Origin of the sequence: Minwuia sp. IMCC3009 (assembly GCF_029909415.1) — a bacterium.
Classification (GTDB): domain Bacteria; phylum Pseudomonadota; class Alphaproteobacteria; order Minwuiales; family Minwuiaceae; genus Minwuia.
Genome location: NZ_CP123781.1, coordinates 2,096,355 through 2,120,066 on the forward strand (window position 1 = coordinate 2,096,355; position 23,712 = coordinate 2,120,066).

The 23,712-nt window shown below is 63.7% G+C and carries 22 protein-coding genes; 11 read left to right on the top strand and 11 right to left on the bottom strand.

Translation table 11 applies throughout. The features are described from left to right. Nucleotides 1-138: 138 nt before the first annotated feature. From rnhA to ispH, 3 genes are read right to left on the bottom strand one after another with little or no spacing between them, the layout of a single operon-like run. Complete coding sequence (gene rnhA / locus QGV55_RS09845) at nucleotides 139-570, bottom strand: ribonuclease HI (RefSeq protein ID WP_348637704.1); 432 nt, start codon at nucleotides 568-570, stop codon at nucleotides 139-141. After that, nucleotides 567-1,532, bottom strand: coding sequence for a homoserine kinase (locus QGV55_RS09850; RefSeq protein ID WP_281016986.1), 966 nt, complete (start codon nucleotides 1,530-1,532; stop codon nucleotides 567-569). Before QGV55_RS09850 ends, rnhA begins: the two co-directional genes overlap by 4 nt. Nucleotides 1,533-1,541: 9 nt before the next feature. Next, complete coding sequence (gene ispH, locus QGV55_RS09855; RefSeq protein ID WP_281016985.1) at nucleotides 1,542-2,495, bottom strand: 4-hydroxy-3-methylbut-2-enyl diphosphate reductase; 954 nt, start codon at nucleotides 2,493-2,495, stop codon at nucleotides 1,542-1,544. A 135-nt stretch (nucleotides 2,496-2,630) separates the two neighbouring features. Between ispH and QGV55_RS09860 the strand changes: the two genes are divergently transcribed. Together QGV55_RS09860 and QGV55_RS09865 are read left to right on the top strand one after the other, a co-directional pair. Beyond that, nucleotides 2,631-2,870, top strand: coding sequence for a CDGSH iron-sulfur domain-containing protein (locus QGV55_RS09860; protein WP_281016984.1), 240 nt, complete (start codon nucleotides 2,631-2,633; stop codon nucleotides 2,868-2,870). An 11-nt stretch (nucleotides 2,871-2,881) separates the two neighbouring features. After that, nucleotides 2,882-3,412, top strand: coding sequence for a hypothetical protein (locus QGV55_RS09865; RefSeq protein WP_281016983.1), 531 nt, complete (start codon nucleotides 2,882-2,884; stop codon nucleotides 3,410-3,412). 79 nt (nucleotides 3,413-3,491) lie between these two features. Here QGV55_RS09865 and QGV55_RS09870 read toward each other — a convergent pair whose 3' ends face one another. Beyond that, on the bottom strand, nucleotides 3,492-5,189 hold the full coding sequence (locus tag QGV55_RS09870) for a GGDEF domain-containing response regulator (protein WP_281016982.1): 1,698 nt from the start codon (nucleotides 5,187-5,189) through the stop codon (nucleotides 3,492-3,494). Nucleotides 5,190-5,584: 395 nt separating this feature from the next. On the opposite strand from QGV55_RS09870, the gene QGV55_RS09875 reads away from it, so the two are divergent. The 5 genes from QGV55_RS09875 to amt all read left to right on the top strand — a co-directional run bounded on the left by QGV55_RS09875 (nucleotide 5,585) and on the right by amt (nucleotide 11,736). Next, a complete protein-coding gene (locus QGV55_RS09875) occupies nucleotides 5,585-7,114 on the top strand; it encodes a carboxyl transferase domain-containing protein (RefSeq protein WP_281016981.1) in 1,530 nt (509 codons plus the stop codon). A 62-nt stretch (nucleotides 7,115-7,176) separates the two neighbouring features. After that, nucleotides 7,177-7,398, top strand: a complete 222-nt coding sequence (locus QGV55_RS09880) for an acetyl-CoA carboxylase biotin carboxyl carrier protein subunit (RefSeq protein ID WP_281016980.1) — start codon at nucleotides 7,177-7,179, stop codon at nucleotides 7,396-7,398. Between the two features lie 10 nt (nucleotides 7,399-7,408). Beyond that, a complete protein-coding gene (locus QGV55_RS09885) occupies nucleotides 7,409-8,212 on the top strand; it encodes an alpha/beta hydrolase (protein ID WP_281016979.1) in 804 nt (267 codons plus the stop codon). Between the two features lie 50 nt (nucleotides 8,213-8,262). Next, nucleotides 8,263-9,471 (top strand): acyl-CoA dehydrogenase family protein, encoded by a 1,209-nt coding sequence (locus QGV55_RS09890; protein ID WP_281016978.1) that lies wholly within the window; start codon nucleotides 8,263-8,265, stop codon nucleotides 9,469-9,471. Nucleotides 9,472-9,591: 120 nt separating this feature from the next. Continuing rightward, a complete protein-coding gene (gene amt, locus QGV55_RS09895; protein ID WP_281016977.1) occupies nucleotides 9,592-11,736 on the top strand; it encodes an ammonium transporter in 2,145 nt (714 codons plus the stop codon). A 23-nt stretch (nucleotides 11,737-11,759) separates the two neighbouring features. Here the strand turns inward: amt and QGV55_RS09900 are convergent, their stop codons facing one another. After that, nucleotides 11,760-12,644, bottom strand: a complete 885-nt coding sequence (locus QGV55_RS09900; RefSeq protein ID WP_281016976.1) for a haloalkane dehalogenase — start codon at nucleotides 12,642-12,644, stop codon at nucleotides 11,760-11,762. 163 nt (nucleotides 12,645-12,807) lie between these two features. On the opposite strand from QGV55_RS09900, the gene QGV55_RS09905 reads away from it, so the two are divergent. Beyond that, on the top strand, nucleotides 12,808-14,403 hold the full coding sequence (locus tag QGV55_RS09905) for a choline dehydrogenase (RefSeq protein ID WP_281016975.1): 1,596 nt from the start codon (nucleotides 12,808-12,810) through the stop codon (nucleotides 14,401-14,403). A 67-nt stretch (nucleotides 14,404-14,470) separates the two neighbouring features. Here the strand turns inward: QGV55_RS09905 and QGV55_RS09910 are convergent, their stop codons facing one another. Both QGV55_RS09910 and QGV55_RS09915 read right to left on the bottom strand, forming a co-directional pair. Continuing rightward, complete coding sequence (locus QGV55_RS09910) at nucleotides 14,471-15,232, bottom strand: 3-hydroxyacyl-CoA dehydrogenase (RefSeq protein WP_281016974.1); 762 nt, start codon at nucleotides 15,230-15,232, stop codon at nucleotides 14,471-14,473. Between the two features lie 41 nt (nucleotides 15,233-15,273). Beyond that, the gene (locus QGV55_RS09915) at nucleotides 15,274-16,266 is read right to left on the bottom strand and encodes a DMT family transporter (RefSeq protein ID WP_281016973.1); all 993 of its coding nucleotides are present in this window, start codon (nucleotides 16,264-16,266) and stop codon (nucleotides 15,274-15,276) included. A gap of 235 nt (nucleotides 16,267-16,501) precedes the next feature. Between QGV55_RS09915 and QGV55_RS09920 the strand changes: the two genes are divergently transcribed. Both QGV55_RS09920 and QGV55_RS09925 read left to right on the top strand, forming a co-directional pair. Continuing rightward, nucleotides 16,502-17,869, top strand: a complete 1,368-nt coding sequence (locus QGV55_RS09920; RefSeq protein ID WP_281016972.1) for a metallopeptidase TldD-related protein — start codon at nucleotides 16,502-16,504, stop codon at nucleotides 17,867-17,869. 2 nt (nucleotides 17,870-17,871) lie between these two features. After that, nucleotides 17,872-18,660 carry a 3'(2'),5'-bisphosphate nucleotidase CysQ gene (locus QGV55_RS09925; protein ID WP_281016971.1) on the top strand — a complete coding sequence of 263 codons (789 nt, stop codon included), beginning with the start codon at nucleotides 17,872-17,874 and terminating at the stop codon, nucleotides 18,658-18,660. Nucleotides 18,661-18,689: 29 nt separating this feature from the next. Here QGV55_RS09925 and QGV55_RS09930 read toward each other — a convergent pair whose 3' ends face one another. The 3 genes from QGV55_RS09930 to QGV55_RS09940 form a co-directional block, all read right to left on the bottom strand. Further along, on the bottom strand, nucleotides 18,690-19,523 hold the full coding sequence (locus tag QGV55_RS09930; protein ID WP_281016970.1) for an SDR family NAD(P)-dependent oxidoreductase: 834 nt from the start codon (nucleotides 19,521-19,523) through the stop codon (nucleotides 18,690-18,692). Then, nucleotides 19,516-20,457 carry a DMT family transporter gene (locus QGV55_RS09935; protein WP_281016969.1) on the bottom strand — a complete coding sequence of 314 codons (942 nt, stop codon included), beginning with the start codon at nucleotides 20,455-20,457 and terminating at the stop codon, nucleotides 19,516-19,518. Before QGV55_RS09935 ends, QGV55_RS09930 begins: the two co-directional genes overlap by 8 nt. A gap of 71 nt (nucleotides 20,458-20,528) precedes the next feature. Continuing rightward, nucleotides 20,529-22,127 (bottom strand): hypothetical protein, encoded by a 1,599-nt coding sequence (locus tag QGV55_RS09940; RefSeq protein WP_281016968.1) that lies wholly within the window; start codon nucleotides 22,125-22,127, stop codon nucleotides 20,529-20,531. A 157-nt stretch (nucleotides 22,128-22,284) separates the two neighbouring features. On the opposite strand from QGV55_RS09940, the gene QGV55_RS09945 reads away from it, so the two are divergent. Next, on the top strand, nucleotides 22,285-23,211 hold the full coding sequence (locus QGV55_RS09945) for an SMP-30/gluconolactonase/LRE family protein (RefSeq protein WP_281016967.1): 927 nt from the start codon (nucleotides 22,285-22,287) through the stop codon (nucleotides 23,209-23,211). A 1-nt stretch (nucleotide 23,212) separates the two neighbouring features. On the opposite strand, the gene QGV55_RS09950 is transcribed toward QGV55_RS09945, so the two are convergent. After that, nucleotides 23,213-23,692: a helix-turn-helix domain-containing protein gene (locus QGV55_RS09950; RefSeq protein ID WP_281016966.1), complete on the bottom strand. Its 480-nt coding sequence runs from the start codon at nucleotides 23,690-23,692 to the stop codon at nucleotides 23,213-23,215. Between the last annotated feature and the right edge of the window lie 20 nt (nucleotides 23,693-23,712).

Consider the following 23,712-nt stretch of genomic DNA (forward strand, 5'->3'; position numbering starts at 1 on the left):
CACCAGGAACCCAGACCTCGACTGAATGCAAGGGGATGGTCCCGCCAAACGGAACCAGCGTCAAACGGGATCAGATAAGGCACTCATCCTAACATCTTCCTAACCGGGAACGGCCCTGGCCGGGGCGCGCACGGGTGCTCAACCGGGTATCGCCTCCCGCGCCAACTGGTCCGCCCTCTCGTTCCCGGCGTCCCCCGCGTGGCCCTTGACCCAGTGCCAGCGGACCCGGTGGCGGCTGTTGGCCGCATCCAGTTCCTGCCAGAGGTCGGCATTCTTCACCGGCTTCTTCGCAGCGGTCTTCCAGCCGCGCGCCTTCCAGCCCCGGATCCAGTCGGTGATGCCGTCCATCACGTATCGGCTGTCCGTGTGCAGAAGCACATCGCAGGGGCGTTTCAGCGCGTTCAGTGACTCTATGGCCGCGCGCAGTTCCATGCGGTTGTTCGTGGTCTGCGCCTCGCCCCCGGACAGTTCCTTCTCGCGATCCCCGAACCGCAGAACCGCGCCCCAGCCACCGGGACCCGGATTGCCGGAACAGGCGCCATCAGTCCAGATCTCGACCTCCATCCTCAGAAATCCAGCCCATAGGCGCGCGTGTCCGCAACACCACGGTGAAACTTCAGCCTGTGCCAGTATTCCAGGGGATCCTTGCGGGTCACGAATGCTCCTTCGGGTGTGTGCAGCCAGTCATAGAGGCGCGTGGCGAGGAATCGCAACGCCGCACCGCGCGCCAGCAGCGGCAGGGCGTCGAACTCCGCCCGGGAAATCGGGCGGCGGTTGCGATAGGCCTGCAGCATTGCCCGCGCATGGGTGATGTTGAATGCCCCGTCGCGTTCGAAACACCAGGCATTCAGGCAGATGGCAAGGTCGTAGAGCAGGATGTCGTTGCAGGCGAAATAGAAGTCTATGACCCCGCTGAGTTCATCGCCCATGAAGAAGACATTGTCGGGAAACAGGTCGGCATGGATGACGCCTGTCGGCAGATCGCGCGGCCAGTCGGTCCTGAGCGCCGCCATTTCCCGCCAGAGTTCCCCTGACAGGCCGGGCAAGACGCTGTCCGCGCCGGATTCCGATTGTCCGATCAGGGTCGACCAGCCATCCAGCGACAGGGCATTCGGGCGGCGCAGGGGGAAATCGCCAGCGGCGAGATGCAGTTGCGCCAGCGCATCCCCGATGGCAGCCAGATGGGCAGGCCGGGGTTTGCGTGGCCAGCGCCCCTGCAGGAAGCTGACAATGGCCGCCGGGCGATCTGCCGCAGTGACCAGTGTCTCCCCGGCCCGCGTGCGCACAGGTTTCGGACAGGGGAAACCGCGTTCGGACAGATGGTCGAGCAATCCAAGGAAGAACGGCAGGTCAGCCGGATCGACCCGCTTTTCATAGAGCGTGAGGATGTAGCGGTCCCGGTCCGTCAGCAGCATGAAGTTGGAGTTCTCGACCCCCTCCGCAATGCCCGTACAGGCAATCGCCTGACCTATGTCATAGAACCCCAGCAGACGATCCAGCTCGTCATCGGCAATGTCGGTATAGACGGCCAATTCGAATGATCAGTCGACCAGGACACGCGGCAGCTTGAAGGAGATGCCTTCTTCCGCGCCCTCGACGTTCACGATCTCGACAGCATGGCGGGTACGAAACGCCTCGATCAGTTCCTGCACCAGTACTTCGGGCGCAGACGCACCGGCTGTAATGCCGACGGTACGCGCGTCCCCGATCACGTTCCAGTCCAGATCGGCAGCGCGTTCCACCAGCATGGAGACGCGGCAGCCTGCCCGCTCCGCAACTTCCACCAGGCGCTTGGAGTTCGATGAGGTCGGCGCACCCACGACAAGCAGCACTTCGCACTGGCTGGCCATTTCCTTCACGGCGAGCTGCCGGTTGGTCGTGGCATAGCAGATGTCTTCCTTGCGCGGCTTTCGCATGGTGGGAAAGCGCCGGGTCAGGGTCGACATGATCGCCGCAGTGTCATCGACCGACAGTGTGGTCTGGGTGATCACACCCAGATTCTCCGGGTCGGCCACCTGCACGTTCTCGGCCTGGCCCTCGTCCTCGACCAGGGTGATCGCACCGGCGGGCAACTGCCCCATGGTGCCGACGACCTCCGGATGTCCGGCATGACCGATCATGATGATGTGATGACCGGCGCGGTGATGCTTCTCCGCCTCCATGTGCACCTTCGATACCAGCGGACAGGTGGCATCCAGGTAGACCAGGTTGCGGCGCTGCGCCTCCTCGGGCACCCATTTCGGAACACCGTGCGCGGAAAAGATGACCGTCGCGTCCTCCGGCACATCGTCGAGCTCATCCACGAAGATGGCCCCGCGCTGGCGCAGGCCTTCGACAACAAAGCGGTTATGCACGATCTCGTGGCGGACGAAGACCGGGGCACCGAACTTCTCCAGCGTCCGCTCGACGATCTGGATGGCGCGCTCGACCCCCGCACAGAACCCCCGCGGATTGGCCAGAAAGATCCGGATCGGTCTCGGACTCGGCGCGTTCATGAGTTGGCTCCGCTGGCATCGGGACAGGCAGGTGTCGCAGCTTGTGGACTTGTCCCCCCTCATCTACATTGCGGCCCGGCGGGCGACAAGCGCATCGCCGTTCAACTTCATCCTCTCGCCAGGACAATCCACACCATGACCGAGCCGACGATTGCTCAGAAGTCCCCTTTCGCCGTCGAAACCGAAGCCGGGAAGAACTATTTCTGGTGTTCGTGCGGTGAGAGCTCCAGGCAGCCGTTCTGCGACGGTTCCCACAAGGGCAGCTCATTCGTGCCCACGAAGTTCACGGCGGAGAAGGACGGGAAGGTGTTCTTCTGTGGCTGCAAGATGTCAAAGCGCGGCGCGCTCTGCGACGGCACCCACAACAAGATTTGAGGCGACCCTACGTGCGTTTTCTTGCTCCCCTCGCGACTTCGCTTGCTCTTGCTCTCGCCGCCTGTGGCGGTGTCGGAACGGCGGCTGATGGAACCTGCCCGCGTATCGGCGTGCTGCAGGATGCGGCGAACTATCCGCTGAAGGATTCTGCCGGCAGTATCCGCGCCCTGGCGCGCCTGAGCGTCGATCGCGCGACGCCCTGCACCTACAACAAGTCCAATACGGCGCAGACGGGCTTCAGCACGATGCGGACGGTGCTGAATGTTCGTGCCGGTGCGGCGCGGGCCGAAACCGCCAGCATGAGCAGCATCGAAGTGCCCATAATCGTTGCCACGGTTTCGCCCGATGGCCTGCTGACCGGACGCCACAAGCTGACGATGGATGTTCCCTTCACCACCGGTGGTACCGGCAATGCCGAGGAGCAGGTCGAGGTCGTGATCAGCTACAAGGGCGCAGGCGAGGCCGATCAGCATCGTATCGTGGTGGCTTTCGATCTTGATCGCGATGAAGTGCTGCTGAACAGGAGCCGCGTCGGACGCTGAGGACCGACCGCTCTCCATCGCACATCTTCTTTCTCAAGAATGCACGATAATCACCTGATCTTTCGATCAAATTAACGCTCTAGCGCCCGCGACGGACTGCTTCGGGCATGCCGCTGAGCCTGCCCTGCATCAGGTCACAGCCATTGAGCCGGAACAGTCGCGCTTCTGCCTCCGTTTCGACGCCTTCGGCAACGGTCGAGACAAACAGACTGCGGGCCAGTCGCGGGATTCCCTCGCAGACAGCCCTGCTGGACGGGGAATGCGCCGCGTCGCGCACAAGGCTTCTGTCGATCTTCAACCGATCAATCGGCAGACGGGCCAGCTGCAGGACCGACATGTCTCCGGTTCCGAAGTCGTCGAGTGCCACACGCGCGCCCAGCCGATGGATGCCGTCGATGATCCACAGGGTCCGATCAGGGTCGGCGGCCACGGCCTTCTCGGATATGTCGAATTCCAGGGTTCCCGGGGCAATGCCACTCCCGGCAATCAACCGTTCCAGCCGCTCCAGCGCACCGGGGCGAGCCATCTGGCGATCTGCAAGATTGATCCCGACAAATGGCATGGGATCACGGTCGTCCCGTTCGGCGAATGCCGATTGTGCCTCGGCAGCACGCAGCATCGCCAGGCGCGTGACATCCCAGATCAGATCGCTTCCCATCGCAACGGAGACGACTTCCTCGGCGGAGATGTCTTTGCCATGACGATCCCGGAGCCGCATCAGAATTTCCAGGCCTTCGACCTTCCCGCGGTCCATGCTGACAATCGGCTGGGAGGCAAAACCAATCCTGCCATCGATGACGGCGGCCTCGGTCAGGGACCGGATACCGGCGCGCCGGGCCAGGATCGCGTTTGTCGGGTCATCGAAGAATGCGACCCGGTTGCGCCCCGCCTTCTTGGCATTGAGCAGGGCATGATCGGCCCGACGGACGATATTGTCGAAATCGCGGCTGCCGGCACTGCTGTAATAGACGCCGAGGCTGCCCGTCGTATTTGTCGTCCAGTCGTCGATCGTGAAGGGTTCGGCAATGCTCGCCCGAATGCGTTCCGCCAGAATCGAGGCGTCGGTGGCGCTCGCCAGCCCCTCGCAGATGATCGCGAATTGGTCGCCGCCCCATCTGGCGACGACATCGGCTTCCCGACAACAGCTTCTCAGCCGGTTGCTGACCTCGACCAGCACGCGGTCCCCGGCATCCTTGCCGAGACCGTCGTTGATCGACCTGAAATGATCCATGTCGAGCAGGATGACCGCAAAGGCGTTGCCTGATCGCCGGTTGGTCGCCACGACCCGTTCAAGCTCCCGATCAAACGCGACGCGATTGCGCAAGCCAGTAAGCGCGTCAGTGGTCGTCTGTCTGGAAAGTGCCTGCTCCTTGCGCTTCTGGCGCAGGCCGTACTGGATGGCACGGGTCAGCAGCGTGGCATTGACATCACGCTTGACCAGATAGTCGACGGCACCCGCACCACGGGCTGCCTGATCCAGTTCCTCGTCGCTCATTCCGGTCAGCAGGATGACGGGACCACCGTAGCCGCTCTCGACAATCCGGCGCACGAAATCAACACCATTGTCGCGACCCAGCCTGTAATCGACCAGGCAGACATCGGGATTGGACTTCTGGAGAGCGGCAAACCCGCTTTCGGCGCTCTCGGCCCACTCCAGGCGATAATCCTTGCGCGCCCTGGACGAGAGCATCGCCTCGGTCAGCAGGAAATCCTCATAGTCGTCATCGATATAGAGGATCTCGATGGGATCCTTGCCACTGAACTCCCGCTGCTCCATTCCAGTGCCCTGACATCGGTTCCGTGAAATGACATGGAGCTCAAGCGCCCCGCAATTCTCAGACTTCGCTCGCAACACCTGGCCCGTTCTTCCGGGCTCTCTAGGCTGGACCCCATCCGCTTCCCAGGTTCCTTCAGGAAAAGCGCTACGCGGGTCCATCCACTTGAAATTCGAGGTGCCATTGCGGCACGCCTGCGGCGTCGGGATTATCGACGATCAGGTCATCCAACAGGCAATTATCATGGCAAATATTGGCCTAGCAACCGCCGAAGAGTGGATCAAGTGCCGGACCGATGCAACCGGCAATTATTCGTTCCACCAATTCGCCCCTGCGGCTTGCACACGATCTGTCCGGACAGCAGACTCTGCCCGGATTCCATGAGGGGGGAGAGCAATTGGGCTGGAAAGATCACATTCAAGAGCATGAGCGGCGCATCGCCAAGGCCAGGGCAATGGGGTCGCCAAAGCGACTAGCCGAACGTGCCGAGGCGGGAATTCTGAATGCGCGCCAGCGGATCGAGGCGCTGCTGGATCCCGACAGTTTCCACGAGACCGGCCTGTTCGCGGTTTCCCGCCGGCCCGGCATGGAAGACAAGAGCCCGGCGGATGGCGTCGTGGACGGATACGGTCGGATTGACGGGCGGGAGGTCGTCGTCTGCGCCCAGGATTTCACGACGCTGGGCTCATCGAGTGCGATCAACAACAGCAACAAGTCGATGAAGATGTGGCGGACCGCCGAGAAGAACGGTGTTCCGTTTGTCTATCTCTCGGAATGCTCCGGTGCCCGCATTCCCGACATCATGGGGGCGGTCGGCATGGGCAGTGTCGGCGAAGGCTTCATCTTCAGCCGTCGCAGGCTGGTTCCCTGGGCCGACGCGGTACTGGGCATGTCGTTCGGCGGCGGAACCTGGGTGGCTTCCGTTTCCGACTTCGTGGTGATGCGCAAGGGCGCGGTCATGGCAGTGACCAGTCCGCGGGTGAACACCGTTGCCATTTCCGAACAGATCGACCCGGAGGAAATGGGCGGCTGGCGTGTGCAGACCGAGATCACGGGCAAGGCCGACCTGGCCGTCGACAGTGACGAAGAGGCCCTGCAGGCGATCCGTGACTATCTTTCGTACCTCCCCTCCAACTGCGAGGAGCTGCCGCCACTGGCAGATGTTCCCGCCGGCTCCGGCGATGACGCCAACCGTATCCTGGACCTGGTTCCGGAGGAGCGCCGACGCACCTACGATGTCCGCAAGGTCATCAACCTGATCGTCGATCGCGACAGCATGTTCCCGATCAAGGAACGCTTCGGACGTTCGCTGGTCACCTGCTTCGCGCGCATCCAGGGCCGCACGGTCGGCATCATCGCCAACAATCCGATGTTCAAGGGCGGGGCGCTGGACGTCGATTCCTGCGACAAGGCCACCAGCTTCATCGCGAGCTGTGACAGCTTCAACGTGCCCATCATCTTCCTGGCCGATGTCCCGGGATTCCTGATCGGTGTCGAAGGCGAGCACAAGAAGGTGCCCGGAAAGATCATGAACTTCATGCAGGCCCTGGAACTTGCCACGGTCCCGGTCCTGTCGGTGGTCATGCGCAAGTCCTACGGGCAGGCCTACATCAACATGGGCGGCGGGCGGTCGAGCGAGATGGCGTGCTGGTTCACCGCGGACATCAGCTTTGTCGACCCGGCTGTCGCAGCCTCCATCGTGACCGGCCTCGACCCGAAGGCGGAGCCGGAACGCTTCGCCGCCGCCGTGGACGAATATTCGCTTGGCTGCTCCCCCTACGACCTGGCGGGGCAGTATCTGGCCCATGACGTCATAGACCCGCGCGACACCCGACAATGGCTCGCCCGGATGCTGGAGGCACATCAGCCCCGACGCACCGGCGGATTAGGCGCACATCATATGCAGAGCTGGCCGTTCACTTATTGACGAAGCCGCATTAGGCTCCGCGCCATCCATTCGGACACGTGCAATTTGGGGAGACAGGGCACATGGCGGAAATCGAGATCAAGTCGGAGATCGCAGGCAAGGTCTGGCTGATCGAGGCCGAGGTCGGTCAGGCGGTCGAGGAAGAGGATGCCGTGATCATCCTGGAATCCATGAAGATGGAGATTCCGGTAGTGGCACCTGTCTCCGGCAAGATTACGGAGATACTGGTGGAGAAGGACGAGGCCGTGGCGGAAGGCCAGACGGTCGCCCGCATGGAAGGCTGATAAGCTTCGGATGATCAGGCCGTTTCGGCGGGAAACCCGCATCGGCATCATTGATGGCTTCGAGGTCGGACCGGAGGACGCGCCGCAACTGCTGATGCTGCACGCCTCCGGCACCGGCGCGGCGAGCCTGATCCGGCTGGCGGAGATTGCGGCCGCACGGGGCTGGTGCGCCGTCCTGCCCAACCTGGACGGCTATGGTGCCACTTCTGTGACCGGGCCGGATGCCATGGCGCGCCACATGGTCGTGGCAAACCACTTCCTGGAACAGGCGGTGTCGCCCCTGCCCGTCTTCGGACACTCCATGGGCGGGTTCGTGACCTTGCGGCTGGCTGCCGAAGGCGTGCCCATGCGGCGGATCACGGTCTTCGAACCGGTGGCAATCGGTGTCCTGCGCGAGCATGCGGAAGACGCAGAGGTACTGTCCCAGGATACCCGCGCGGTTTCCCGCATCGCCCCCCTGATGGCCGAAGGGCGTGCTGAGGAGGCGGTACGCGACTTCATATCCCTGTGGAACGGCGACAGATGGGATGACCTGCCGGAGAAGGCACGACAGAGCATTGTCGCCATGGCACCGCAGATCAACGCGGATACGGCGAATGTCAGCTTCGATGCGCACTTCGCGTCTCACTACGCGGCAATCAGGGTACCTGTGACCCTTGTCGGCAGCGAGAAGGGTCCGCCGCCCGCCGCACGTATTCTGGATCGGCTGGTGGATGCACTGCCGCAGGCCCGGCGCGTAACGATCGCCTGCGCAGGACACATGGGTCCATTGCAGATGCCGGAGCGCTTTGGAGACGTACTGCCACTGGATTGAATCCCGCGCAGCGCCTACCATTCCCGGACTGCTCTGGGGAGGACAGCCAAATGGATCTCAGCCTGACCGAAGAAGATGTGGCCTTTCGCGACGAGGTGCGCGGCTGGATCGCGGAGAACCTGACTGACGAGATGCGCGACGGCGCACGTCTGACAACGGGGCCCTTCAGCGATTTCGAGATCGGCATGAAGTGGTTCCGGACCCTTGCCTCCCGGGGCTGGTCAGCAGCGACCTGGCCGCCGGAGTTCGGCGGTCCGGGCTGGTCGCCGCTGCAGCTCTACATCTTCAATGCCGAGTGCGCCGCCGCCGGAACGCCGGTCCCGCTGGTCATGGGTGTCCAGATGGTCGGGCCGGTGCTGATGCACTTCGGCACGCCGAAGCAGCAGGAATATTACCTGCCCCGCATCCTGTCGGGAGAGGACGTCTGGTGCCAGGGTTACTCGGAACCCGGTTCCGGGTCGGATCTGGCATCGCTCAAGACCCGTGCAGTGCGCGACGGTGATGACTACATCATCAATGGTTCGAAGATCTGGACCACCTTCGCCCAGCATGCCAATCGCATGTTCTGTCTCGTACGGACCAGCACCGAAGGCAAGGCGCAGGAGGGTATTTCCTTCATCCTGATCGACGACTTCAAGGCGCCGGGAATCACGGTCGATCCGATCATCACCATGGCCGGTGACCACGAGGTCAATCAGGTCTTCTTCGAGGATGTGCGGGTTCCGGCCAGCAATCTTGTCGGGCGGGAGAATGATGGCTGGACGGTCGCGAAGTACCTGCTGGAGTTCGAGCGTGGCGGCAACAGCTACAGTCCCGGTCTGCACGCCTCGCTGGCCCACCTGAAGGCCGTCGCCCAGGCGGAGCGTGACGGCGATGGATCACGGCTGATCGACGACATGACCTTCCGCACGCGGATCGCCGAGGCCGAATGCGATACGCTGGCGCTGGAGCATGTGGAAAAGCAGGCGCTCTGTGCGCTGGCGGAGGGACGGACACCCGGTGCCGCATCCTCCATGATGAAGGTCCGGGGCTCCGAAATCCTGCAGCGCGCGGCGGAACTGACGACAGAAGCCGTCGCCTATCACGCCTGGCCGGACCAGAAGGCTGCCCGCACCGTGGGGACAAATATCAGCGCCGTGGGGCCGGAACATGCGCTCACCGCCCTGCCCCGTCATCTGAACCACAGGGCCGCGACCATCTATGCCGGTTCCAACGAGATCCAGCGCAATATCATCGCCAAACTGGTTCTGGGCCTTTAGACGCTTGATACACTTGGGTATTGTGCACGACGAACTGGTTCATTAACCAGTTGTTGAAACCCTGAGTTTATATTTCGGGCAGTCAGGGACGTGCGTAGTCGACAGTTCAGGTGATGTACAGTGCAGGAATTGGGCGCCCACATAGATCTACTGTGGATACTGATCTGCACCGTGCTGGTGCTGCTCATGCAACCCGGCTTCGCCTGTCTGGAGATCGGGCTGGTACGGGCCAAGAACACGATCAACGTGGCCATGAAGAACATCGCCGACTTCTGTCTGGCGGTGATGCTGTTCTGGCTGGCCGGTTATGGCCTCATGTTCGGTGCCAGCGAGATCGGTCTGTTCGGCACCAGCGCCTTCCTGTTCGATCCGGGGGCAGGCAGCAAGCCTGTCGCCCAGGAGATCGCCTTCTTCTTCTTTCAGGTCGCATTCTGTGGTGCCGCGACAACCATCGTCTCCGGCGCGGTGGCGGAACGGATGAGCTTCCGTGGCTATTTCATGATCGCCGGGCTTGTCAGCGTTCTGATCTATCCCCTGTTCGGCCACTGGGCCTGGGGTGGCCTGAACCTGGCGCAGGCCGGTTGGCTGGAAGCCCTGGGTTTCGTGGATTTTGCCGGGTCAACCGTGGTCCACAGCATCGGGGGCTGGGTGGCGCTTGCAGCAATCATTGTCATCGGGCCGCGCCATGGTCGCTTCGGCGAGAACGGGCGTCCCATCGAACCCCACAATCCCTCCACCGCGATCCTTGGCATCTTCCTGCTCTGGATCGGCTGGTTCGGTTTCAATGGCGGCAGTGAGCTTGCGCTGAACGGCAATGTTCCGGTCATCCTGCTGAACACGATGCTTGCCGGCGTTTCGGGCAGCCTTGCGGTTCTGGGATACACCTGGTTGCGCGAAGGTCGCCCCGCAGCGGTACCGGCCGCGACCGGTGCCATATCCGGGCTTGTGGCAATCACCGCCAGCGCCCATGCCACGACCGGGCCGTCAGCAATCCTGATCGGCGCCATCGGTGGTCTGGTCGGGATCGGTGGCGCATGGCTGCTGGCGCGTCTGAAGATCGATGATGTGGTGAATGCCGTTCCCTCGCATCTGTTCGCGGGCATCTGGGGAACACTCGCCGTCGCCCTGCTGGGAGATCTCGAACGATTGGGCACCGGCCTCGATCGCCTGGATCAGCTTGGCGTGCAGGCACTGGGTGTCGTTTGCGCCGGACTTGTCAGTTTCGGGATTGCCTGGCCTCTGCTGCTGCTGGTCAACCGCTTCCTGCCCCTTCGCGTCTCCCGCGCGCACGAGGACGTGGGGCTGAACACGTCGGAGCATGGCGCCAGCACATCGCTGGTCGATCTGGTGTCCGCAATGGAGGTTCATCGCAAGACCGGGGATTTCAGCCGCCCGGTCCATGTCGAGCCCTTCACGGAAGCAGGCGAGATCGCCTCCCAATACAACCTCGTCCTGGGCAAGTTCTCCAACGAAGTCGCGGGCCACGAAAGGACCAGCTCCCGGCTTCGCGAGGCACTCACCCAGGCGGAACTGGCCAACTCCTCGAAATCGCAGTTCCTTGCCAACATGAGTCACGAACTGCGGACGCCCCTGAACGCCATCATCGGCTTCTCCGACATCATTCGCACCGAGATGTTCGGCCCGATGCAGAATGACCGCTACCGCGACTACGCCGATGACATCAACAGCGCCAGCCAGCACCTGCTGTCGCTGATCAATGACATCCTTGACCTGTCAAAGATCGAAGCAAACAAGTTCGACCTGATCGATACGGAGGTTGATCTGACAGAGATCGCCCAATCCTGTCAGCGCATGCTCAGTTCGAACGCCCGCGACAGCAAGGTCGACCTGTTGATACGCGTGCAGCCCGACCTGCCGATCCTGCGTGCCGACGAACGGGCGGTCAGCCAGATCATGCTGAACCTGCTGACCAACGGCATCAAGTTCACGCCCGAGAACGGGACAGTCTCTCTGACCATCGAGGTGGAAGCGGACGGACGCATCGCGGCAACCGTTCGGGATACCGGCATCGGCATCTCGAAGGCCAACATCAATCGCGCCTTCGAACCCTTCACCCAGATCGCCAGCGACAGCCTGATCTACTCCGCCGAAGGCACCGGACTGGGCCTGCCCCTGACGGCGGCGCTGACCAAGCTGCATGACGCCAGCCTGGTGATCAAATCAGATGAAGGCGTGGGCACGATCATCACAGTGCGCTTCCCCCTCAGCCGGGTGATCCACCCGCAGGTGCGACTCAGCGCCTGATCCGCGCCCCGGGTTCCGGATCGTCAGCCGCGAATTCCGGAAACCCAGTCAGCGATCGCGCCACCGATCTCGTCAGGTGAATCTTCCTGGATGAAGTGGCTGCCCTTCACAGTGACCTCCGTCTGGTTCTTCCAGCCCCGGCAGTAGTCACGGACCGCGCCGGTCAGGATCGCCCCCGGCGTCGCGTTCACGAACAGCTTCGGCATCTCGTTCTCGGCCATCCAGTCCGAATAGTCCTGCACGATGGCGACAACATCAGCCGGTTCGCCCGAAATCGGGATCTGGCGCGGCCAGGTCAGTGTGGGGCGGCGGTCCTCCCCGGCCTCGGCAAAGGGACGGCGATAGACGGCCATCTCCGCATCGGTCAGGCCGCGCAGCACGGAGCCGGGCAACACCCTCTCCACGAAGATGTTCTTCTCCAGCACCATCTTCTCCCCGGCGGGGGAGCGGAAGCCTTCGAACACGGGGCGTGAGGCTTCGTTCCATTCGTCCCAAAGCACCGGTCGCACGATGCCTTCCATGTAGGCGATGCCCTGCATCGCCTCCCGATGCCGGTTGGCCCAGTCGAACCCCAGCGCCGATCCCCAGTCATGGATGACGAAGATCGCGTTCCGCGTGACTCCCAGCGCCTCAAGCAAGCCGTCGAGATACTGGCGGTGCTCGACGAAGCGGTACCGGTCCGGACCGGAGTCCGGCAGCTTCTCGGAATCCCCCATGCCGATCAGGTCCGGCGCGATGCAGCGCCCCAGGCCCTTCGCATGCGGCATCACGTTGCGCCAGAGGTAGGAGGAGGTCGGATTGCCGTGCAGGAAGACGATGGGATCACCCTCCCCCATCTCGACGTAACTCATCTTGCGACCAAGTACCTCGACCGACTTCTTCGGATGCTCTTCCGCTGAAATTGCCATCTCACGTCCTCCCCAATGTCATGCGACAGAATTGGGGCAGGCCGTGTGGTGGTCAAGTGGACGGGCACGAAATGCGCCAGACCGCCCGTCTGTCGCTTCCTGTTTGTAATGAACCGCAGTCAGTTGTAAGCCAGAACGCGCGGCTTTTGGGGAGATGTCAGCCATGGACCAGTTCGATTTCATCATTGTCGGTGGCGGCTCCGCAGGCTGCGTGCTTGCCAGTCGTCTCAGCGAGGATCCCGATACCTCCGTCTGCATGATCGAGGCAGGGACAACCGGTGACCACTGGTCGATCAACGTGCCTGCCGGACTGGTCAAGACCATGCAGGACAAGCAGACCAACTGGCTGCTGAAGACCGAGCCACAGCCGAACCTGGGCGGTCGCCGCATGTTCTGGCCCCGCGGCAAGGCGCTCGGCGGCTCCAGCGCGATCAACGGCATGGTCTACATTCGCGGTCACCGTGCCGACTATGACCGCTGGGCCAGCGAGGAAGGCTGCCCGGGCTGGGACTGGGAAAGCGTGCTGCCGCTGTTCCGCAGGGCGGAGAACAATGAACGCATCGAGGATGACCTGCACGGTCAGGGCGGCCCGCTGAACGTCATGGACCCGCGCAGCCCCAGCCCGCTGTCGCACATGTTCGTCGAGGCGGCGACCAGCGCCCAGATCGGCGAGACGGATGACTTCAACGGCCCGCGACAGGAAGGGGCCGGTCTCTATCAGCTGACCCAGAAGGACGGCCAGCGCCACAGCGTCTGGCACGCCTATCTGCAGGGCGTGCAGCGACCCAACCTGCGTGTCATCACCGGCGCGCGGGCCACGCGCGTCCGGATCGAGAGCGGTCGCGCCGTGGGTATCGATTTCCGTCGGCAGGGACAGACGGCCGACGAGAGCATCGGTGCCACGCGGGAAGTATTGCTGTCCGGCGGGGCGGTGCATTCGCCGCACCTGCTGCTGCTGTCGGGTGTCGGGCCGGGCAAGGTCCTGGCCGAACATGGCATCGCACAGGTTCACGAGGCGCCGGAAGTCGGTCGCAACCTGCAGGACCATCTCGACATCTCACTGGTGCAGCACACCTCGACAAACATCGGATTCGCGTTCACCTGGCGCGGCCTGAGCCGCCTGCCGGGCGCGATCCGCGAATATAGGAAGCAGCGCACCGGCCTGCTGACCAGCAACTTCGCGGAGGCCGGAATCTTCACGCGCAGCCGGGCGGACGAGCCCCTGCCCGACCTGCAGTATCACTTCCTGCCGGTGATGAGCGACGACCACGGCAAGACGCGGATCTATGCCCATGGTCTCACGCTGCACTGCTGTGACCTGCGCCCGAAGAGCCGTGGCCACATCGGACTGGCGTCACCTGATCCCATGGCCGATCCGCTGATCGATCCGAATTACCTGGATCACCCGGATGACCTGCAGAAGATGATCCGCGGCGTGGAGATCGGGCGGCAGGTCCTGGCCGCACCGCCAATCGCACAGCACATGGCGCACGAGCTTCATCCCGGCGCGGATGTGCAGGGACCGGAGGCGTTGGAAGCCTTCGTGCGGCGCAAGGCGGAAACGATCTATCACCCGGTCGGCAGTTGCCGCATGGGGAAGGATGATGCCGCCGTTGTGGATCCGGAATTGCGGGTGCGGGGCGTGGAGGGTCTGCGGGTCGTGGATGCGTCGGTCATGCCCAGCCTGATCGGCGGCAACACCAATGCCCCGACCGTCATGATCGCGGAACGGGCCGCAGATCTGATCCGCGCGACCTGAGCGTCAATCGCGGACCAAACGGCGGAATTCAGCCCCGACCTGATGGCCGGGGCTGAAAGGCGCTGGATCAGCGCGGGGCCATGCGGATGGCGCCGTCGAGGCGGATGGTCTCGCCATTCAGCATCTGGTTCTCGCAGATGTGGCGGGCGAGCTGGCCGTATTCCGAAGGATCGCCGAGACGCTTCGGGAACGGCACGGTGGCTGCCAGCGCTTCCTTCACGTTGTCGGGCAGGCTCTGCAGCATCGGGGTGCCGAACAGGCCCGGCGCGATGGTGCAGACGCGGATCCCGTCATTCATCAGGTCACGCGCGATGGGCAGGGTCATGCCGACCACGCCACCCTTGGACGCGGAATAGGCCGCCTGACCGATCTGACCATCGAACGCGGCGACCGATGCCGTATTGACGATGACACCGCGGTCACCGTTCTCCGTCGGGTCCTGAGCCGCCATCTCCGTTGCGGCAATGCGGATGCAGTTGAAGGTACCGATCAGGTTGACGCTGATGACACGCTGGAACATGTCCAGGGCATGCGGTTCGCCCTTCGACGTGGTCTTGGCGGCAATGCCGATGCCTGCGCAGTTCACCAGGATCCGGGCCGGACCATGGGCGGCCTTGGCGGTCTCGAATGCTGCCAGGACAGAGGCTTCATCAGCCACGTTGCACTTGGCGAAGACCCCGCCAAGTTCCTTCGCCATCTTCTGACCCTGGTCCTCGTTCAGGTCCAGGATCGCGACCTTCGCGCCGGCGGACGCGAGTTCACGCGCCGTTGCCTCACCCAGACCGGACGCGCCGCCGGTGATCACGGCGGCCATATCCTTGAGATTCATCAGTTCATCCTCCCTCTTGAAAAGTCGTGCTCGGCAGACCTCTAGCCGACGTGGAGTGGCTTGTCAGCACCCTGTTCAGCCGGTTTGACCGACGATGACTGCATGGAAGTCGTGCCCGTGCCCGCCGGACCATCGAACGTCGCGGTGGCAGGCCGTGAATCATGTGGTTTCACCTTCGCCTCGCGCCGCGCGATATAGAGCGTCGAGGCAACGATGACGAGCGCGCCGACGACCGTCCAGACATCCGGCACCTCGAAGAACAGCAGGTAGCCGAACAGGCCCGAATAGAGCAGCCGGGCATAGTCGAACGGGGTCACCGCCATCGCCTCCCCCGCCGAATAGCCCCGTATCAGCATGGTCTGCCCGATGGTGCCGCATACGGCCAGGGCCAGCAGCACCAGCAGGACCTCCATGCTCGGCATCTTCCAGAACCAGAGCGCGGGGCCCAGCGTGCAGAGACTGAGAATGATGCTGGACCAGAACACGAGCGTCGTCGGCGCATCCAGCCGCGACAGGATCTTCATCATGATCGTGATCCCGGCGATCAGGGCCGCGGCAAACAGCGCCACGAAGGCGACCGGATCCGTCTCCCCGCCCGGGCGCAGCATGATGATGACACCGATGAAACCCACGGCCGTGGCGATGGTTCGCCGCATCCGCACCTTCTCGCTCAGAAAGATCACGGCCAGCGGGATCAGGAACAGCGGCTTGGTGAAACTGAGCGCCGTGACCTGGGCCAGCGGCAGATGCGCCACCGAATAGAACATGCACAGCATGACCACGCCGCCGATCAGACCCCGGATCAGATGCAGCATCGGGCGCGAGGTGCGCACCGTCCCCAGCCCGTGCCGGAGGGCGAAGGGCGCAACGATGCAGAGGCCGAAGAAGGCACGGAAGAACGCGATCTGGAACGGATGCAGTTCCGCAGCCGCCATCTTGATGAAGACGCCCATCGCGGACAGGAATATGCCCGCCGCCAGCAACCACAATGCGCCACGCACATTGCCTGGCAGATTCTTGAACTTCTCGATCACGTCAGATCCGGTCTCCGCGCCACTCGCGGCGCAACCCCGTTGCGGGCCAAGCGCCCTGACAGGCTTTCTCTTCCCCTGTCATAAACCAGATTGGCCCCGGAATACCATGTTCAGCGCCCATACCGGGTGCGCATGACCGTAGCGTCGGCGCACCCGCCATGGGCGCACCACCCCTTGTGGCATGGCAGGCGACACGCCTATATGACGGACTGCAACTGATCGGGAACCTGCACATATGACCAATCGCGCCGCCGCCGAAGCCAGAGCCCTGGAGATGCTGGACGATCTGTTGAACCGGGCCCTGAAGGGCGGCGCCGACGCAGCCGATGCCGTGATGGTGGAAAGCCGGTCCCTCGGCGCGTCCTACCGGCAGGGCAAGCCGGAGGACATCGAACGCTCGGAGAGCTTCGATGTCGGGCTGCGCTGCATGGTCGGCAAGCGGCAGGCGGTCGTGTCCTCCACCGACATGAAATCGGACATGATGGACGAGCTTGCCGCGCGCGGCATCGCCATGGCCAAGGCAAGCCCGGAGGACCCCTGGTGCGGGATCGCCGACGCGGACCAGATTGCGACGGACCTGCCCGACCTGGACCTGCATGACCCGACCGTGCCGGAAGTCGAGAGCCTGATCGAAAGCGCCCGCATCGCCGAGGAGGCCGCGCTGGCCGTCAATGGTGTGAAACAGTCCGAAGGGGCTTCCGCCGGATATGGCGCGGGCAGCGTGGCGCTGGCCATCCGGGGTGACGGCGTCCGCTTTGGCGCAGCCTATTCGATCTCCAGTTTCAGCCTTTCCTGCTCCGTCATCGCGGAGGACGCGGAAGGCCACATGGAGCGTGACTACGAGTTCAGTTCGGTCCGCCACATGTCTGCGCTCGAAGACGCGGCGACAGTCGGCCGGACCGCCGCCGAGAAGACCGTGAAACGTGTCGGCGCGCGCAAGATGCCGTCGGGCAAGGTGCCCGTCGTCTTCGACCCCCGCGTGGCCTCCAGCCTGGTCGGGCACCTGGCCGGGGCCATCAACGGCGCATCGGTCGCGCGCGGCAGTTCCTTCCTGAAGGACCGGATGGGGCAGCAGATCTTTGCCAGCGGTATCCGCATCATCGACGATCCGCTGCGCCAACGCGGCCTGCGGTCCCGCGCGGTGGACGGAGAAGGTATCGCCGGACGTGAGCTGGCCCTGATCGACGACGGGCATCTGCAGACGTGGATTCTCGACTGTGCTTCCGCCCGGCAACTGGGGCTGCAGACGACGGGACACGCGTCCCGCGGTACAGGTGGACCGCCCTCGCCCGGAACCTCCAACCTGTATCTCGCGGCAGGCGAAGCCTCGGCTGCTGACCTGATCCGTAATGTTGGCACAGGATTCTATGTTACTGAATTGATTGGATTTGGCGTGAATGGCGTCACGGGCGACTACAGCCGGGGCGCCGCCGGCTTCTGGATCGAGAACGGCGAGATCGCCTTTCCGGTGTCGGAGATGACCATCGCCGGAAACCTGAAGGACATGTTCATGCAACTGACGCCTGCCAATGATCTGACGTTCCGCTATGGCACCAATGCGCCGACCCTGGTGGTCGAGGGCATGACCGTGGCGGGCAACTGAGGGTGCCGCGCGTTCCCGACCACCTGAGCGCCGATCACAGCCTGCTGCTGGATGCGGTGCGTCGCGCGGGTGCGGTCGCAATGGACTATTTCGACACGGATCTGAAGACCTGGGACAAGGGCAACGACCATCCGGTGACGGAGGCCGACATTGCCGTCGACACCCTGCTGAAACAGCGTCTGACCGAGGCCCGGCCCGACTATGGCTGGCTGTCGGAGGAGACGGCGGACGACCCGTCACGGCTGGACCGGAAGCGGGTCTGGATCGCCGACCCGATCGACGGCACCCGCGCCTTCATGCGTGGCGTACCGGAGTTCACGGTCTGCGTCGCCCTGGTGGAGGATGGCAAGCCGATCCTGGGCGCAGTCTACAACCCGGCCAAGGATGAGTTCTTCGAGGCCGCGCTGGGATCCGGGGCAAGGCTGAACGGCCGACGCATATCCCCCAGCCTGATCGACAATACGGGGGACGCCCACTACCTGACCGCCAAGCGCAACATGACCTATTTCACCTGGCCGAAGCCGGGCGACGACATGCTGTGTACCTGGATGAACTCCATCGCCTACCGGATGGTGCTGGTGGCGGCGGGCCGGTTTGACGCCGCGATCTCCATGGCCGGAAAGCACGACTGGGACATCGCCGCGGCCGATCTCATCCTGACGGAGGCCGGAGCCTGCTGCACCACCAATACCAACGAAGGCTTCATCTACAACCGGGAACGTCCCCGGCACCGCAATGTCATAGCCTCCGGCCCCAACATGCATGAGGAACTGCTGAGGGTACTTTCCTGACGCCGGTCCGGCGGGTCGAACACGCGGCCTCAGTCCATGCGCAGGCCGCCATCCACGTTCAGGGTCTGGCCGGTGATGTAGCTGGCATCATCGCTGGCAAGAAACGCCACTGCCGCCGCCTGCTCCGACACATCACCCTGGCGACCCAGCGGCACCTGCCTGCGCACGCCCTTCTTGATGCGCTCGAACTCCGTCCCGACGAGGCCGGCGACCCGGCGGAACGTGCCATCCATCATGTCGGTGTCGGTTGACCCGGGGCAGATGCAGTTGACCCGGATACCGGACGGGGCAAGCTCGACCGCCATCTGCTGCGTCAGGCCGATGACCGCGAACTTGGTGGCGGAATAGGCCCCGTAGTTCGCCATGCCGACCCGACCGGCGGTCGAAGAGAGATTCACGATGGCGCCGCCGTTTCCGGCGTCGATCATGGCCCGGGCACCCGCTTTCGACACGTGGTAGACGCCGTTCAGGTTCACATCGACCGTGTGCAGCCACTCCTCGTCGTCCATCGACACCACCGGGGTGGCACCAGCGCCGCTGGGAACGCCCGCGTTGTTGACAACGATATCCAGTCTGCCGAAAGCCTTCAGCGTGCCGTCGATCAGGTCGGCGACCTGCGCCCGGTCCGTCACGTCGCATTCGATGGCCAGCGCACGCCGGCCCATGCCCTCGATCTCGCCCACGAGTGAGGCGGTGCCCTGCCAGCCCATCTCCAGCTCGTGATCCGGCACATTTCCGCCGCCGCGTGCCGAGACCACGACATCAGCCCCGTCGCGTGCAAGGCGCAGTGCGATTGCCCGGCCAATGCCACGATAGCGTGCCGCGCCAGTGACGACCGCGACCTTTTCCTTCAGATCAGCCATTCTGCTTCCTCCTGCTCCGGCCCCAGCTTACCAGAAGCGGGCCTGCCACCGCGCAGGCCAGACCGACCAGGAACAGTGGCGTGATCACCTCATCCAGCAACAGCGCTCCGAACGCTGTCGCGGCGATGGGGCTCAGCGGTACCCAGATCGCCGCCCGTGTAGGCGACAGTCGGCGCAGGCCCCAGTTGAACAGCAGCATGCTGGCCGTGCCGCCCGCCACGGCCAGATAGATCGCCAGCCACCAGTCACTCTCCGAATAGCCCGGCCCCGTGGTGAACATCCCTTCAGCGGCGGCGAACGGCAACATCATGATCACGCCCCCCAGCATCGCCAGCAGGGAGATCGGCGCGACCGAGTAGCGCTGATACAGCCGGGCAGAGAAGGCGTTGTAGGTGGCACCGCAACAGACGGCGAGGAAGAACAGCCCCTCCCCCCACAGGCTGTCGCCGCCGACATCCGCGCTGAATGCCTTCTCCCCAACAGCGAGAGAGACACCCGCAAACGACAGGATGGCGGCGATGGTCATGAACCATGAGACATGGTCCCGCCCGCCCGCAGCCGCGATCAGCATTGTCAGGATGGGAATCAGCGCGAAGATGACCGCACCACGTGCAGCGGGTATCTCCTGCAGGGCCGTGTTCACGAACAGATGGAACAGCCCGAACTGCATGACGCCGAGCCCCAGTGCCAGCAGAACATCGGCGCGGGCAATCTGCCATTGTGACCGGCGCAGGGCCAGCGGCACCAGACAGGCGGCAGCCAGGAAATAGCGCAGGAACGCAAGGGTCGCCGGTGCGTCCGAATGCTCCATGATCGCGCGTGCGGCCACGAAGGAACTGCCCAGCAGGACGACCGAGCAGAACAGTGCTGCATGTGGCAGGAAATCCGGCGGCGCGGAGGTCGCGTCCTGGAATCGTTCCTCACCTGTCGACAAGGAACCCGCCTCCCCGCGCTGTCACCCGTGATGGGCGCACATTCGCATGCGGCGGGTCAGGCTGCAAAGCCTCAGTAGCGGTTTTCCCATCCGCCGATCAGCTGACCGCGCGCGTAGCGAATGCCGAGGTCCGAAACGGTCTGCTTGTCCTCCGGACGGTTCACACTGGTGGCAATCAGCTCGATCTGGCGGTTGCGCCAGTTCTCGATCAGTCCCCGCACGAGGAAGCGCCCGTCCTTCTGCGCCAGCAGCCCGGTCAGGCGATCCGTCGATACCTCGATATAGCCACGCGCGCCTTCACCGCTGACCAGGGAACCGGCGCGATGATCGGCGTCGCCCGCAATGAAGGCATAGAAATCCGGCACCGACAGGCACAACGCGGATGCCGACATGTCCTGTTCGACCATCTCGCTGCCCTTGCCGTTCAGCTTCCCGCTCAGGGCCTCGTAGGGGCGCAGGACCAGATACTCGCTCCTGATGCCGCTCTTGCGCGCCAGGGTCTCCAGGCGTGTCCGCACGGTCGTCTGCTTCAGATATTCCTGGCGGATGGAGGCGAGCACACGGAAAGCAATCGACTGCCAGGTCCTGGCCTCCAGATGCTGGCGAATGGCCTGTTCCACGACTGCGACCTCGAAATCACACTGGACGTCATCCGCCTCGACCAGTCCAAAGACCTGTTCCGGCGTCACGATCTGGTCCCCGACCTTCAGGTCCGCCCCCACGAGCTGCATCGCGATCTTGTTGCGCTTCAGGCTCAGGACAGGGCGGATCCGGCGCTGGAAACTGCCGCTGGAGATGGCCTGACGGACATCCACCAGCATCTGCTCCGCAGCTGTCATGGCCTCTGAATGCGCCTCCGCCAGTCCCGACCGGCTGAAACCACGCTTCAGCCCGCGGCGCAGGCCGGAAAGCATGTGACCAAGGGTACCGCGCGCGGCAGCGGCAGATACGGCGCCCGTATCGGACACGACCTGCTGGGCCGCCAGACCTCCGGCGTCCTTCAGAACGCCCCTGGATACTGCTTCCTGCCCCACGTCACTCAGCAGGCGGGCACTGTCATAGTCCTTGCCATGCACGACGCCATAGGCCCCGTCGGACAGATCCGTGGTGCCGCTCGCGCCCAGGTTTCGGGCACGTTCGTCAACGATACGCCGGAAGTCCCTCGCCTTGTCTGTCGAACCGAAGGCGCCGAGCCCTCCTTCCACCGACATCAGCGTGATGCCCTTGTCCTGATTGCCATCGGCCAGCAGGCCGGCCATGCGATCCAGCCCGGCACCGGCATCATCGTCCCCGCCCACGACGGCACTGTCGATGGGTGCAGCCTCCCAGGCGTCAGGCGCTCTGGTCGGCGCCAGATGGACAAGGAATCCATCAGCCGGTCCCTTGCCCGCCGGGCGCACACGCAGACCGAAGTGAGCCTGCAGGCCGTCGGGCCGGTCGTACGTAATGACATGTGCGCCGCCCGCTTCCCCCTTGGAGAGGGCACCCAGCGCCCGGCTCAGGGTCGCGCTGGCCTCGGCACTGAACACATCCGACACCGGCCTGCGCCAGAGTTCGACACTGGACCGGCCGAGCAGCCTGTCCGTATCGCCGTTCAATTCGCCGATCTCACCATGGGCATCCAGGCGCAGAGTCAGGCTCGACTCGTCAGGCGTTGACGCTTGCATCATCATGATCTCTCACCCTGTAGATTGGATCGTTTCGGCATTGCTCGGAACAGAATGCCGCCAGCCCATCAAAAAACAGTTAATTCAATGGGTTGTCTTGAGCACGCTTCTATTCGACCATTAAACGGTCATGAGTGCGTGAGCTGGGGAGGCAGATGCAATGACGGATTTCAGACTGGTGGCCGAGGGCCTGCGCTTTCCGGAGGGGCCGATAGCCCTGCCCGACGGCGATGTACTGGTGGTCGAGATTGCCGCGGGGCGGCTGACCAGGGTGCACCCGGACGGTACGAAGACCGTGGTCGCAACGCCCGGCGGCGGCCCCAATGGCGCGGCCATGGGACCGGACGGCAAATGCTATGTCTGCAACAATGGCGGCTTCCGTATCCTGGAAAGCAAGGGACGGCTGTTTCCGCTGGATCAGCCTGACGACTATTCGGGCGGCCGCATCGAACGGATCGATATCGAGACCGGTGCCGTCGAGACCCTTTACACGCACTGCAACGGCCATGCGCTGAAGGGGCCGAACGATATCGTCTTCGACGCAGCAGGCGGCTTCTGGTTCACCGATCATGGCAAGGTCCGCGAACGCGACCGGGATGTCACCGGCATCTACTATGCGGCAGCGGATGGCAGCCGGATCGAGGAGATGATCTTTCCGTCAGAGAGTCCGAACGGCATCGGCCTCTCCCCCTCCGAGGACGAACTCTATGTCGCCGAGACCCATACCGGACGGGTCTGGGCCTATGCCCTGAACGGACCGGGGCGGCTGGCGGCGCCGAAGCAGCCGATCCGCGGCCATCAGGGCAGACTGATCGCGGGGCTGCCGGGGCATCAGTTGCTGGATTCCCTTGCCGTCGATGGCAATGGCAATGTCTGTGTCGCCACCATCCACAATGGCGGCATCACGGTGATCCCGCCGGACGGCAGCCACTACCGGCACGTCCCCATGCCGGACCCGATCACCACCAACATCTGCTTTGGTGGCCCGGACATGAAGACGGCCTGGATCACGCTGAGCTCGACAGGCAGGCTGGTCGCGATGGACTGGCCTGTGCCGGGTCTGAAGCTGAATTTTCTGAACAAGTAGGTCAGCGCTGACCGGCCCGGCTCCGGCGAACGGCCCTGAATCCGCGGCTCAGGTGTGCGCGTGCGTCCCTCGCCCCCATGGGTTCCCCGCATTCGCTGCAGGTCATCCTTGGATGCGTGAAGCATTCACAGCCCTTGTGGACGATCCGCACCGGCGCGACACCTTCGTGCAGCCAGCGATCACCCCATTGCTTCAAGGCAACGATGATCGGCCACAGATCCTGGCCCATCCTGGTCAGGCTGTACTCATGCCGCACCGGACGCTCCGAATAGGCACTGCGCCGGACGACCCCCAGCGCAACCAGCTTCTTCAGGCGCTGCGACAGCAGATGGGACGACATGCCCGTATGGCGCAGGAAATCGTCGAACCGGCGGGTTCCCAGGAACATCTCCCGCAGGATCAGCAGGGTCCATTGGTCGCCCACAACGGCAACCGCGCGGGCCACCGTACAGGCATCTGATGAAAGGTCGGCGCGACTCATGAAGACACACTTCCAATATT